The following is a 13,980-nucleotide window of genomic DNA, read 5'->3' on the forward strand; positions in this document are numbered from 1 at the left end:
GGGTAACGAAATTAATTACATAAAATTAGTTATTCTGAAATAAACCAAACACTAAAAATCTATTCGCGGAGAATAAGCGTAAGTTAACAACAAGGAGTCATTTTTGAAAAAAAAGAAGAGAATATTACAAATAAAGAAGTGTGTTGGTGGGTCGTATAGGGCTCGAACCTATGACCAATTGATTAAGAGTCAACTGCTCTACCAACTGAGCTAACGACCCAACGGGGACGGATTATTCCCTTATTAATGCCATCTGTCAAACAGTTCGTATTATTTTTTGCCGATACGGATATCAAAATAGGATTGTTGCATATCCTCATTTTTGTTAGGCTTGCCGGCCATATAAGTCCTGTTTATACCCAGCGCTCCAGTTGTTCCAGCGCCGGAAGACGAAACCATCCCGCGCTACACCTGACGTCTTTCACCGCACTACTTGCGTCTCACTCGCCGCTGATTATAAACACACTCAGCCATAAGAATAAATTATTCAAAGTCTATACTCCTGCAGCTGATACCTTCACTGGCATCCTTTTATTTGCAGGAATGGACAACGAGAACATAGAGCAGGAAATCACACAACATGACAGACCAACATCATACACAAACCCCCCAAAGCGCCGAACATAACGGGCTACGTCGAAATTTGACTAACCGACACATCCAGCTTATCGCGATTGGCGGTGCTATCGGCACCGGCTTATTCATGGGCTCAGGTAAAACCATCAGTCTGGCGGGGCCATCAATTATCTTCGTTTACATGATCATCGGTTTCATGCTGTTCTTCGTGATGCGAGCAATGGGAGAGATTCTGCTCTCAAACCTGAACTATAAATCCTTCAGCGATTTCGCGGCGGACCTGCTTGGTCCGTGGGCAGGTTTCTTCACTGGCTGGACCTACTGGTTCTGCTGGGTCGTTACAGGGATAGCCGATGTCGTCGCCATCAGCGCCTATGCACAATTCTGGTTTCCTGAATTATCTCAATGGGTTAGTTCTCTAATGTGCGTACTGCTGCTACTGACGCTCAACCTGGCGACGGTTAAATTGTTCGGTGAGATGGAATTCTGGTTTGCGATGATAAAAATCATCGCCATCGTCGCGCTGATCGCCATCGGTGCGACATTGGTTGTCATGCATCACTCATCCCCGACAGGTCTCGTGGCTTCTTTTGCCAATCTATGGCAGGACGAAGGGATGTTTCCAAAAGGTATCAGCGGGTTCTTCGCAGGTTTTCAGATAGCAGTCTTCGCGTTTGTCGGCATTGAGTTGGTAGGCACTACCGCAGCAGAAACTAAAAATCCGACGGTTGTACTACCTCGCGCCATTAATGCCATCCCCATCCGGGTCATCATGTTTTATGTATTTGCATTGCTCATGATTATGTCGGTGACGCCATGGCGTCATATCGCCGCCGATCGCAGTCCCTTCGTGGATATGTTCATGCTGGTGGGTTTGCCTGCAGCAGCCAGCATCATCAATTTTGTTGTGACGACGTCCGCAGCTTCTTCTGCCAACAGTGGCGTATTCTCCACCAGCCGCATGTTGTTCGGCCTGGCTAAACAAGGGGATGCCCCTCATCGCTTTGGTGTTCTTTCCAAACGCGCCGTCCCCTCGGCCGGCTTGATGTTTTCCTGTATTTGCCTGCTTTCTGGCGTCGTATTGATCTACCTGATCCCGAATGTCATGACCGTCTTCACTTTGGTCACGACGGTATCCGCCATCCTGTTTATGTTTATCTGGAGCATGATTCTCTGTTCCTATCTGGCCTACCGTAAATCCCGGCCGGAACTGCATGCCGCCTCAACGTATAAAATGCCTTGGGGGAAAGTGATGTGCTGGGTCTGTCTGGCGTTTTTTGCCTGCGTATTAGTATTGCTAACCTTGCAACCGGATACATTGCAGGCATTGCTGGTTACGCCACTCTGGTTCATCGTTTTGGCAGTCGCTTATTGGATAAAATCGGGTAAGAAACGGATGGTGACGCAACCCGATAAATCATCTTGATGGATGACATAGAGAAAAAATCAATGCGGTCAGCTATGTGCGCAGGAATAGCTGACCGCATCCAATTCATGCGTTAACGGTTTGTCGTACACTGTTCACCGCATGTCTGGCTTGCTCACACTGATTCAGGATCGTCTGTGCGTGCGAATACAAAATTTTGCCCGCCTCCGTCGGCGTTACGCCACGACGACTGCGCACCAGCAATTGCTTCTCAAGCTCGCTCTCCAGTGTGGCGACTTGTTGGCTCAGCGCAGGCTGTGCAATATGCAACATTTCAGCCGCTTGGGTAAGGCTGCCGATATCAACGATTTTCACGAAATATTTGAGCCGTCTCAGATTCATGTGTACCTCCCGAATAGTTACCTATAAGTAAAAGCAAGAAGTGCGCCAGATCATTTACGTGATATAAAAAAATAGTGGGATCGCCTTAACCGGCTTAAAAATAAGTAAAAGCAATGGACATCGGGCAGCGCATCCTCGCCCTCCCGACACTCACCGTCTCAAGCGACGCATTATTACGCACCGCAGTGGTGCAAAATCTGCTATCTGGAAGTGCACCTCGCGACGAACACCGCATCCACAAACAGCGCCATGCTAAATTTCAGTTTATTCGTCAGAGACTTTCCACCGACACGACGGCATCAAAGCAGCCAATAAACGCCGGCGTTCGCAAAACAGATGGAAGGCGTGAACGTCAATGACGTCTGATCAAGAACAGGCCACCGCTGATTCAATTCATCATTACCAGATGTCCGGTTTCCACCTGCCGATAATGGCGTAGTGGCGGCTCGAAGTCCGCCGGACGCAATGGACTGGATAACTCATCCTGGATCAGCGATCGCTTGATGTTCATATCGGGGTCTGGGACGGGGACGGCCGACAACAAGCGCCGGGTATAAGGGTGCTGCGGATTACAGAAAATAGACTGGCGTGAGCCAATCTCCACGATTTCCCCCTGATACATCACGGCCACACGGTGACTGATGCGCTCAACCACCGCCATATCATGAGAGATGAACAGATAGGCCAGCCCATACTGCTGCTGCAAATCGAGCAACAGATTGATGATTTGCGCTTTAACGGTCATATCCAACGCGGAAACCGATTCATCGGCAATGATCAGGCGGGGATTCAATGCCAGTGCGCGGGCGATACAGAGCCGCTGCCGTTGCCCACCGGAAAACTGATGCGGATAACGTTCCGCCATATCGGCACGAAGACCGACGTTCTCCAGCAGTTCGGCTACACGAGCGGGCGCCTGTCCGGCACTCACCAACCCGTGGCTTAACATAGGTTCGGCGATGGCGTCTCCAACCCTCAATCGGGGATTCAGGCTCTCATAAGGATCCTGGAAGATCATTTGCGCTTGCGTCCGCAGCCGTTTCAATGTCGGCGCATCCGCCATCAACATATCCCGCCCGCCAATCGTTACCTGGCCGCTGGTAGGCGACGTCAGACGTAGAATGGCGCGCCCGGTGGTAGATTTACCGCAGCCCGACTCGCCGACCAGCGATAACGTTTCTCCGGGAAAGAGATCGAAAGATACGCCTTCCACTGCATGTATGCGGCCAGTCACCCGTTTCAACCAACCGGATTTCACATCGAACCGCATCACCAGATTCTTTACCGACAGGATCGGCTCCCCGTTAATGACGGTATCGACTTGCGGTATTTGTTCCGCAGGCTCAGCCACATCGAACAACGCAAAACGCTGGGGAAGCGGGATACCCGCCATCGCGCCCAAACGCGGTACGGCGGAAAACAGGCGTTTACTATAAGGGTGCTGGGGCTGCCGGAAAAGTTGCCGGGTCTCCGCCAGCTCCACACCTTCACCGCGATACATCACCAGCGTGCGATCAGCGACTTCCGCCACTACCCCCATATCGTGGGTAATGAACAGAATCGACATATTCTCCTCTTCCTGCAACGCATTGATCAGCGCCAAAATCTGCGCCTGAATCGTCACATCCAGCGCCGTCGTAGGCTCGTCGACAATCAACAGTCTGGGTTTGCACGCCAGCGCGATGGCGATCACCACCCGTTGGCGCATGCCGCCGGAAAAACTCATGGGGTATTCGTCCAGCCTGGAACGAGCAGCCGGGATCCGCACACGTTCTAGCAATCGCACCGCTTCTGCCCGGGCGCTGGCGCGATCCATGCCGCGGTGACGCCGCAACACTTCGGTAATCTGCGTCCCGATCGTCAGCACGGGATTGAGGCTGGTCATCGGCTCCTGAAACACCATCCCGATCTGATTTCCCCGGATATGCTGCATCTGGGCGGCGGAGAGCGACAACAGCTCCTGCGCCTCAAACCGCACGCTACCATTGATGCAAGCCTGAGAATCGAGTAGACGCATAATCGACATCGCGGTAACGCTTTTACCCGAACCAGATTCCCCCACCAACGCCAGCGTCTCTCCCGCTGCGATATCAAAAGACAAATCGCGCACGACCGGCCGCCATTCGCCATGCGTCCGGAAGGCTGTATTGAGCTGTTTCACGCTAAGTACCGGCTGGCTCACACCTTATTCCTCGCGTCTGGTATTCAGGATATCCCTCAGGGCATCGCCGATCAGATTAATGGCGACAATCAGTAGCAACAGCATGATGCCGGGAAACAGACTAATCCAGTAATCGCCAGACATCAGGTAGTCAAAACCATTGGCTATCAACAACCCCAGCGACGGCTCGGTAATCGGCAGGCCGATCCCCAGGAAAGAGAGCGTCGCCTCCAGCATGATGGCGTAGGCGATGCGCATCGTCGCAACCACGATCAAAGGCGGCAGGCAATTGGGCAGCACATGCCGGAACAGAATGCGCACATCGGAAAAGGCCATGCCGCGTGCCGCATCGACATAACTGCGGCGACTCTCCACCAGCGCTGACCCGCGCACCGTGCGCGCATAATAGGCCCACTGGGTGATCACCAGCGCCAGAATAATTTTATCGACGCCCTGCCCAAGCACGGCCAACAGAATCAACGCAATCAGGATCGGCGGGAAGCTGAGCTGAATATCGACAACCCGCATACACAACGCATCTATCCGGCCGCCGCGCCAGGCGCTTAACAGCCCGACCGCCATGCCGATCAGCAATGCCAACAGCGCACTGCTGATGGCAACAATCAGACTGGTGCGGGTGCCATAGAGAATAGCGCTGAACAGATCGCGCCCCTGATCATCCGTCCCCAACCAGTAACTCAACCCGGCCATACCGGTGGAACCCGGCGGCAGACGGTTATCCATGATCGCCAGTTGCGATAAATCGTAGGGGTTCTGCGGCGACAACCAGGGTGCCAACAGCGCCAACACCACAATCAGCGCCAGTACCACCATTCCTACCAGGGAAAAACGGTTACGCGCCAGCGCATGCAACGTCCGCCATACCGAGCCATAACGAGAGCGCTCATGCGTCAGTTCAGTAGCGTCTGCCATTGTTTACCGCCCTCCCAGACGAATGCGCGGGTCACACAGCGCGTAGAGCACATCCACCAGCAGGTTGATCAAGCTGAACATCACTACCGTCATCATCAGATACGCAAGAATCACCGGCCTGTCGAGCACGGCGATAGAATCGATAATCAATTTCCCCATACCTGGCCAGGCATAAATAGTTTCAGTCACCACGGCAAAGGCAATGAGGGAGCCCAGCTCCAGACCAATCACGGTAATTAACGGGATCAGCGTATTCTTCAATACGTGCACCAGCAGGATGCGGCTCTCGGACAACCCTTTAGCGCGCGCAAACCGGACATAATCCTGTTGTAGGCACTCCTGAACGCCCGCCCGGGTCAAGCGGATAATCAGCGAAATCTTGAACAGCGCCAGATTGAAGGCCGGCAGCAACAGGTGCTGCCAGCCATCAAGCGTCATCAAACTCACCGGTACCCCGACGATCTCTACCGTCGCGCCGCGACCGGACGCAGGCAACCAGCCTAGTTTGACGCTGAACAGCATGATCATCATCATGCCGATCCAGAATGTAGGCAGGCTGAATCCCAGAATGGAGAAGGTCATGATGGAGCGTGACATCCAGCCGTCCGGGCGCATGCCAGCGACGATGCCCAACGGGATACCGACGATCAATGCCACCACAAACGCCACCAGCGCCAGCTCCAGCGTGGCGGGCATCCGTTGCAAAATCAGGTGCAACGCCGGTTGGTTAAAGATGTAGGAATTGCCCAGATCGCCCTGCAAGGCATGGATAACAAACAGGGAATACTGCTGCCACAACGGCTTATCCAGCCCGAAGGCCTGAATAATCGCATCACGCTCAGCGGGAGTAGCATGGCTGCCCAGCAGCAGATCGATCGGATTACCCACCAGATAGACACCGCTAAACACCAGAACCGACATCACCAACAAGGTAATCAGCGTCTGTCCAAAGCGATTGAGCAGGAAACCCACCATCGGATACTCCTATGCCGGCGAATGACCGTAACGCGCCATCACCTGTGTCAGAAGAGAGAAAAAACCAGCTTCATCAATAGACTGCATAACCGTCGCGTTCGGTTCCGCATTCAGTTTGTTATGAAAATCCGCCCAAGTGTGTCCGGCGGTTTCACCGTCAGTCACTACGCCGACACGAGTACGGCAGCCGCTAAACAGTGTCGGTTTCAGCAACCAGGCGATGGCCGCAGCGTCATGTACCGGCCCACCTTCCCGACCAAGGCGTTGAACATCACTGCGATCGAAGGTTTCAAACAGTCGGGCGACAGCCTGACCGGGCAATCCGCCGCATTCGCGCAGCGTCGCCAGCTCGCGGGAAGTCAGCAATGCCTGGAACGTTACGTCCAGCGGCATGATCACCAGCGGAATACCGCTGAAAAAGACGCGATGCGCCGCATGCGGATCGGCATAGATATTGAATTCCGCCCACGGCGTCCGGTGCCCTAACGCCGTAAATGCGCAACTCATGGTGACAATCTGGCGGATACCTTTCGCCACATCCGGGTGCTGAATCAACGCCAGCGCCAGATTGGTCATCGGGCCGATAGCGCAAATCGTTATCGGATTATGATCCTCAGCCGCCTGACGCGCAGTACGCACAATAAAATCGACGGCATGCTCTTGTTGCAAGGTTAACGGTTCGGCAGGCACCAGCTCAGGCCGAAAAGCACCGATGTGCACATATTTTCCGAACCGCTGCGGCCCGATCAACGGCCGCGGCGCACCGGCGAAAACCGGGACATCACGACGCCCGGACAGCGCCACGATACGGCTCGCATTCAGCGTCGTATCTTCAAGCGCCACGTTGCCGGCAACGACAGTGATGCCGAGAATATCCAACTCCGGAGAGGCCAACGCCAGCCACAATGCGACGGCGTCATCTACACCCGGATCGGTATCGATAATAATGCGATGGCGTGTCATTGCTTATTTCCGTAACAGGAGAAAAGCTGGCAGAACAGCCGGAATACGCCGTCTGCATCCACGCGGGTCACGACCGACACATTGGCGGACTCGCCAGACTTGGCATACAGGTCTACGACCGTCCGCCCCATACAAAGTTCGCTCTGGTGTTCGACAAACACCCGCGCCGTCTCACTGCTGAAGAGCGTCGGGCTCAACAACCAGGCGATCACCAGCGGGTCGTGCAACGGACCGCCCCGGGAACCATAGCGCCTGACGTCATTGCGATCCCAGAATGCCATCAGCTGCCCCAACGCCTGACGTAAACGACCGGCATTGGCGACCAGTTCCGTCACTCGATCCGGCGTCAGAATCACCTGATGCGTTGCATCCAGCGGCAGCATGGTGATCGGCACTGCTTGCGAGAACACCACCTGCGCCGCATGCGGATCAGCCAGCATATTGAATTCAGACGTCATGGTGCGATTGCCTAACTCACGGCAGGTGCCGCCCATTAGCACAATACGTGCAATGCCTGCAGCGATATCCGGCGCCATACAGAAGGCGCTGGCAATATTGGTCAGCGGCCCCAGCGCGCACAACGTTAGCGGCTGGCCTACGCGGGCCGCCTCACGGCAGGAAGTTATTAAAAAATCAACGGCATGCTGTGTTTCCGGCAGTTTGACCGGCGAGGGAAATGCACAGTCGCCCAACCCGCTTTTACCGTGAAACTGGCCATGAATGGGCGCGCGCAACATCGGCTGCCAGCAACCGCGACACACCGGGATATCCTGACGTTTTCCCAGTTCGGCAATCTGCAACGCATTACGCAGCGTTGTCTCTACCGGCTGATTGCCGTTAACAACGGTGATCCCGCGGATATCCAGCTCAGGCGCAACGAAGGCGCTCAGCAATGCGATCGCGTCATCAATACCGGGATCGCAGTCAATAATCACCGGAATAGTCATAACGCGCCAACCGAACGCAAGACGTCAGCGATCTCCTCCAGCGAGGCTCCCGCCAACGGTTTTTGCGGTGGGAGCGGATCGCCGACCGCAAATCCTTGTAGCTGTAACGCGGCTTTGATACAGGCCGCTACCGAATAACGGGCAAAAATTTCGTTGACGCGCCATAGCGGCCGCTGCAGCGTCATCGCCTGCGACCAATCACCGCGTCGAGCCGCCTCATACAGGGCCAGGCTCTGTTTCGGTACGATGCAGGCCGGGCCGGCCATCCATCCGACGCCGCCGATCAACATCACACAGGCAGGAATATGCGCAGACGCAGCGAAGACGCTCATCCGTCCCTGCGTGCGTTCAATAATTGACAGCAGACGGCCGGTATTGGTCGAGGCGTCCTTGATGTAGTTAATATTTGTCACATGACTGAGCCGTTCAATCACTGGCAGGCTCAAGTCCGAACGCTGAAACTGGGGGTTGGTGTACAGCACCACCGGTCTGGGTTGGGCTGCGGCGGCGATAGCGCGAAAGTAAGCTTCCACGCCGTCATCGGCAATAGGGAAATAGGCTTCAAGAATAGCCAGGATGCCGTCGACGCCCAGTTGGATATACGCTTCCGTCTGAGCCACGGCATCCTGAATAGTGGTAGCGGCTACGCCGGCGATGACCGGAACCCGGCCCCTGGCGGCAGTAACCACGGTACTGACAATATCAAAACGTTGCCGGGCATTGAGATAGGCGAATTCACCAGTGCTTCCCAACGGAGTCAACCCATGAACGCCGCTGTCGATCAAATGCTCGACCAGCTCAGTCAGCACGGTCTTATCGACCTCGCCATCCGTTTTCACCGGTGAAACCAGATAAGGGAAAACCCCACTAAATTCAACCATCTCTCTGCCTCGGTATTATTTTTATAAAGACCCTGGTGTTAACGCAAAAATACGCACTGGATTGGTGTAGAGCCTATCCCGGTAGGACGATGGCCTGCCTTCATGGCGCGAATGCAGCACAACCCTGCTACAGATATCCCAGCGACACATACGCCTACGGGGATAGGCTCTTAATCTCAACCAATCGTTATGACGGTTTGTTGGGAATGACGTATTTTTATACCTACCCAACACTTATTTTAATTAACTAATTGATAAAAATAATAATTATAGAACTATTTACAGCGACTTACTGTGAACAAAATAGGGCAAGGTATAACCGTCGGTACGACCGGCATAGCTATAGCCTTTTTTCATCGCCCAGGTATTGGACAGGAACAGCAGAGGAATCACGCCCTGCTCTTTCATAGCCAAATCCGTAGCCTGCTGCAACAGTTTGTCGCGCTGGCCTTCATCAAGGGTGCTGCGTGCCTGATTCAGCAGCCGGTCAAATTCGGCATTCGAATAACGCCCCCGGTTGCCCTGGCCGGCATTCGGCCCAAACGTCTCCAGCAACGGCCCCAACACACCGGAGGCCTCGCCGGTTTCAATCGCTGCGCCGCCCATCACCAAGCTGAACTCACGCTTTGCCGCCTTGGCGAAATAAACACTGCCCGGCATAGTGACGACTTCGGTTTTAATGCCCACCTGGCTGAACATCTGCCCCAGCGCCTGCGCAATTTTGGCGTCGTTGGGATAACGGTCATTAGACGCATGGAACGTCAGCGTAAAACCGTTGGGATAACCCGACTGTGCCAGCATCTGTTTCGCTTTAGCCGGGTCATACACTGGTGCGCCTATCTGCCGGGAATACCCCTGATACCCCTGTGGTACCAATTGCGAAGACGATAACCCTTGCCCATCCAGAATGCGTTGCACAATGGCATCACGGTTGATCGCCAGCGACATCGCCTGACGCACCTCTACTTTGCGCAGTGGATTTTTGCCATCCTCCCCCTGCGCAAACGGGGAAATGTCACGATCCTGATCCGGATGCAGATAAAGAATACGATTACCCGGCACAGAGATCGTCGTCAGACTGGATTGTTTGGCGATATTGCTTTTATCCGCCGTCGGTACGCTTTCAATCAAATCCACATCGCCGGACAACAGTGCCGCTACACGAGCGCCATTGTTCTTCACCAGACGCAACGTCACCGTATCCCAGTCAGGTTTGCCGCCCCAGTAGTCGTCGTTGCGCTGCAACACGACCTTGTCATCCGGCGCATAGGACACGAATTTGAACGGCCCGGTGCCGATCACCTCTTTCCCACTGTTCAGCGTCTCGGTCGGTACCTCGGCCAGACGCGATGGCATGATGGCGATACGGCTGAGGTTATTCAGCAATAATGCCGACGGCGTTTGGGTGTGAATCTCCACCGTCAACGGGTCGATAGCCTTAATATCGACGATATCCGCCACGTAAGGTGCGTATGAACTGGGGCTATTCTTCGATGCCAGCGCCACGCGCTTCACACTGGCGACCACATCGTCTGCCGTAAAAGCGCTGCCATCATGAAACTTCACATTCGGCCGCAGTTTGAATTGCCAGGTGGTATCGTTCAATGCTTTCCATGACACAGCCAGTGCTGGCGTAATCTGCTGCTTTTCATTCTGATTGACCAGACCGTCGAAAATATTTCGTGCCATGGCGCTGTTCGCCCCCCCGACATAGAACTGCGGATCCATCGAGGTAGTAAAAGACGCGAGGCCGATTGTTAAATCTGCGGCTTGCGCCAGAGGCATCAGGGCAAACAGACTGGCAAATAACACTGTTCCTTTCATACTCTATCCTTTAATTGCTGTCGTTATCTCAGGTATGTCGGCGTGTCACTAACGGCTATGGCTGATATCCTGAGTCTACGAGTTGGTTTATGTGATGAAAAATTGTATTTTATACGTAACTCATAAATAAATATTATACTTGGTAACATCTATGGGTCGAATCAACCTCAGACAAATTGATGCTTTTCATAAAGTGATTCTTACCGGTGGTATCACGCAGGCAGCTAATATGATGAATATTACGCAACCTGCTGTCAGCAGATTGATTAAAGATTTTGAATATGGGTTGAATTTAAAGTTGTTTGAGCGGGATGGACGGGGTCTGGTACCCCGTGACGAAGCGCTCAAATTGTTTCGCGAAATTGAACGACTTTATCTTGGAATTGACCATATTACCCGGATTGCCGACGACATCCGCCAAGCCAAAGGCAGTATCCTGCGTATCGGCGCCGTTTCTTCACTCTCCAGCCTGTGCGCCGAGTACCTCTTTCCGCCACTGCTGCACGACTATCCCGAAATTTCTCTGTTTATGGATGTGGAAAGTACGCTCACCATTACGGAAATGGTGATGAGCAACCAGTACGACGTCGGTTTCATCAACGGTACACCTACCGTCAAAGGGCTCCATGCGGAAATGATTGGCACCGCTCACGCCGTGGCGGTGATTTCTCCACAGCACGAACTGGCCGATGCGCCGCAGATCACCCTGATGGACCTGATTCGCTATCGTCCGATCCTACCGGGCAGAAAGACCATACTGCACGATCAGATCCTCAAGGCCGTCGTACGCGAAGGGCTGGAGCTGAAACACCCGGTGGAAACCGCCTTGCGTCATTGCTGCTCTATGGCCGCCGCAGGGCTGGGCATCGGTATCGTCGACCTCATCACCGCGCAGACCAGCAGTGCCAATCTGCTGATCAAACCGCTTCTGCCCCGTATGGATATCGCCTATCTGGCTATTTTCCCGCCGCAAAGCGCCCGTAGCCAATTGATCGACACCCTCATTCAGCGGATGAAAATGCTGATTGCCACGCCAGTCAGCGGTATCGACCACTAAACCGGACAAGAACGAAAACATCGCGTCTAAATCCGGGAGGGCACGCCCTCCGATTGACGTCATCAGGTAGAGGAAAACTATTCGCCATCCGGTAGAGAGTTGACCGATAAACATCGCAAAACCATCAATTTGGATATTCTGTTAGCAAACAGACGCAAAATGCGGTTTACCCCTTTGACATACAACATCCCCACCGTTATCATGCGCCCCACTTCACCGATTCCTCTGTAGTTCAGTCGGTAGAACGGCGGACTGTTAATCCGTATGTCACTGGTTCGAGTCCAGTCAGAGGAGCCAAATTCAAAAAAGCAGATGTCGAAAGGCATCTGCTTTTTGCTTTTATATCCAACGCGATAGCATCAAAACCCTTTTCGATGTATGCCCGCTTTTCCCTCCGCATCGGGAGAATTTGGTGGTCAGATTTGGGGTCAAGTTGGTTCGATAATGGAGTGACCCCCATATGTCCCTTAGCGACGCGAAAATCCGCAACGTAAAACCCTCCGCAAAACCCTTCAAAGTTTCCGATTCTCACGGTCTGTACCTTTTAGTTAATCCAGGCGGTTCACGCCTCTGGTATCTCAAATATCGCATCAATAAAAAAGAATCCCGCCTCGGCTTAGGTGCCCACCCTGATGTATCTCTGAGCGATGTGCGTCAGCAGCGTGACGGTATCCGCAAATTGCTGGCGCAGAATATCAACCCCGCACACCAGCGGGCGGCTGAAAAAGCGCTCTGCTCACCAGAACAATCCTTCCAGGACGTAGCGCTGGACTGGCATAAGCGCAACCGAACCTGGGCAGAGAACCACGCCGCCCGTCTGCTCACCAGCATGAATAACCATATCTTCCCGATAATTGGACACCTGCCAGTCACAGAACTGAAAACTCGCCACTTCATCGACCTGCTGAAAGGGATGGAGAAAAAAGGTTTGCTGGAAGTGGCGGCACGAACCCGACAGCATATGTGCAACATCATGCGTCATGCCGTACATCAGGAATTAATAGAGCACAACCCAGCGGCAAATCTGGACGGTATTATCGCCCCTCCCGTTAAACGCCACTACCCTGCCCTTCCGTTGGAACAACTACCAGAGCTGTTAACCCGCATTAAGGACTACAAGCAAGGACGTGAATTAACCCGTTTGGCAGTCTCACTCACCTTGCACCTGTTCATCCGTTCCAGCGAATTGCGTTTTGCCCGTTGGCCTGAGATCGATTTCAGAAATAAAATTTGGACCATTCCCGCTACTCGCGAAGCAATCCCGGGTGTGCGTTATTCCGGGCGTGGTGCCAAAATGCGCACGCCGCATATCGTTCCCCTCTCCCGTCAGTCCATCACTATTCTGAAACAGATACGGGAAATCTCTGGGCATCAGGAACTAATATTTCCCGGTGATCATAATCCGTATAAGCCAATGTGCGAAAACACTGTCAACAAGGCACTACTGTGATTACCAAGGGATACTGACGGAATAATTACCGGGCGATTTTGTCGTTATCACACTATCAACGCCCTTCGATTCAGGTAAAGTCTTTTGTGGTATTAGATAGCGATTCCACTTTGGCTAACCGAAGGGCCGTCGTATTCATATTTTCGCGCAGCAAGATGTAACGGACGCCATTAGGGCTGATATCTGCTGAGTAACGCTCGTTTATCTGACGTGATACCTGTACCTGACCGAGATGTGTAGTGGTCAAGTAAAATTGGCCACGGTTTTACGGTAAGAACGATATCTATTTTCCGATTCTTCCGGTGTCAGTCCTCCATTATAATAATGGGGTCTGACACTGTTGTAATAGCTCAATATATAAAGACTAATCTGCTTCTGTGCTTCATGTTTGTCACGGTAGCCATCTGTCGGTACCCATTCTGTCTTCAGGCTACGGAAGAAGCGC

Annotated in this window: 10 protein-coding genes, 2 tRNA genes and 2 pseudogenes; 4 read left to right on the top strand and 10 right to left on the bottom strand. The window is 53.2% G+C overall.

Translation table 11 applies throughout. From position 1 onward, the window contains the following. Positions 1 to 144 precede the first annotated feature (144 nt). Positions 145 to 220: transfer RNA gene (locus tag HEP82_RS19270), tRNA-Lys, on the bottom strand. A gap of 360 nt (positions 221 to 580) precedes the next feature. Here HEP82_RS19270 and cycA point away from each other — a divergent pair. Continuing rightward, positions 581 to 2,002 carry a D-serine/D-alanine/glycine transporter gene (gene cycA / locus HEP82_RS19275; protein WP_192459528.1) on the top strand — a complete coding sequence of 474 codons (1,422 nt, stop codon included), beginning with the start codon at positions 581 to 583 and terminating at the stop codon, positions 2,000 to 2,002. Positions 2,003 to 2,077: 75 nt separating this feature from the next. Here the strand turns inward: cycA and HEP82_RS19280 are convergent. The 8 genes and pseudogenes from HEP82_RS19280 to HEP82_RS19315 all read right to left on the bottom strand — a co-directional run. Further along, positions 2,078 to 2,344 (bottom strand): annotated as a pseudogene (locus HEP82_RS19280) (LysR family transcriptional regulator); the annotation flags it as partial. A 388-nt stretch (positions 2,345 to 2,732) separates the two neighbouring features. Continuing rightward, the gene (locus tag HEP82_RS19285) at positions 2,733 to 4,526 is read right to left on the bottom strand and encodes an ABC transporter ATP-binding protein (protein ID WP_192459529.1); all 1,794 of its coding nucleotides are present in this window, start codon (positions 4,524 to 4,526) and stop codon (positions 2,733 to 2,735) included. 3 nt (positions 4,527 to 4,529) lie between these two features. Next, positions 4,530 to 5,438, bottom strand: coding sequence for an ABC transporter permease (locus HEP82_RS19290; protein ID WP_192459530.1), 909 nt, complete (start codon positions 5,436 to 5,438; stop codon positions 4,530 to 4,532). A gap of 3 nt (positions 5,439 to 5,441) precedes the next feature. Then, entirely contained in the window at positions 5,442 to 6,413 is a 972-nt protein-coding gene (locus tag HEP82_RS19295; protein ID WP_192459531.1) for an ABC transporter permease, read from the bottom strand. 9 nt (positions 6,414 to 6,422) lie between these two features. Beyond that, the gene (locus HEP82_RS19300; RefSeq protein WP_192459532.1) at positions 6,423 to 7,376 is read right to left on the bottom strand and encodes a nucleoside hydrolase; all 954 of its coding nucleotides are present in this window, start codon (positions 7,374 to 7,376) and stop codon (positions 6,423 to 6,425) included. Then, positions 7,373 to 8,323 (bottom strand): nucleoside hydrolase, encoded by a 951-nt coding sequence (locus tag HEP82_RS19305; RefSeq protein WP_192459533.1) that lies wholly within the window; start codon positions 8,321 to 8,323, stop codon positions 7,373 to 7,375. Before HEP82_RS19305 ends, HEP82_RS19300 begins: the two co-directional genes overlap by 4 nt. Beyond that, a complete protein-coding gene (locus HEP82_RS19310; protein WP_192459534.1) occupies positions 8,320 to 9,204 on the bottom strand; it encodes a dihydrodipicolinate synthase family protein in 885 nt (294 codons plus the stop codon). The genes HEP82_RS19305 and HEP82_RS19310 overlap by 4 nt, the downstream gene beginning before the upstream one ends. A 279-nt stretch (positions 9,205 to 9,483) precedes the next feature. Further along, positions 9,484 to 11,028, bottom strand: a complete 1,545-nt coding sequence (locus tag HEP82_RS19315; protein ID WP_192459535.1) for an ABC transporter substrate-binding protein — start codon at positions 11,026 to 11,028, stop codon at positions 9,484 to 9,486. Positions 11,029 to 11,179: 151 nt separating this feature from the next. Between HEP82_RS19315 and HEP82_RS19320 the strand changes: the two genes are divergently transcribed. The 3 genes and pseudogenes from HEP82_RS19320 to HEP82_RS19330 all read left to right on the top strand — a co-directional run. Further along, positions 11,180 to 12,085, top strand: a complete 906-nt coding sequence (locus HEP82_RS19320) for a LysR family transcriptional regulator (protein WP_192459536.1) — start codon at positions 11,180 to 11,182, stop codon at positions 12,083 to 12,085. 221 nt (positions 12,086 to 12,306) lie between these two features. Next, positions 12,307 to 12,382 (top strand) — tRNA-Asn (locus HEP82_RS19325). Between the two features lie 163 nt (positions 12,383 to 12,545). Next, positions 12,546 to 13,529: pseudogene (locus HEP82_RS19330) on the top strand (tyrosine-type recombinase/integrase); the annotation flags it as partial. A 249-nt stretch (positions 13,530 to 13,778) separates the two neighbouring features. Here the strand turns inward: HEP82_RS19330 and HEP82_RS19335 are convergent. Continuing rightward, positions 13,779 to 13,980: IS3 family transposase (locus HEP82_RS19335; RefSeq protein WP_192459537.1), on the bottom strand; the 202-nt coding region annotated here is incomplete at its 5' end.

Origin of the sequence: Musicola keenii (assembly GCF_014855505.1) — a bacterium.
GTDB classification, from domain to species: Bacteria; Pseudomonadota; Gammaproteobacteria; order Enterobacterales; family Enterobacteriaceae; genus Musicola; species Musicola paradisiaca.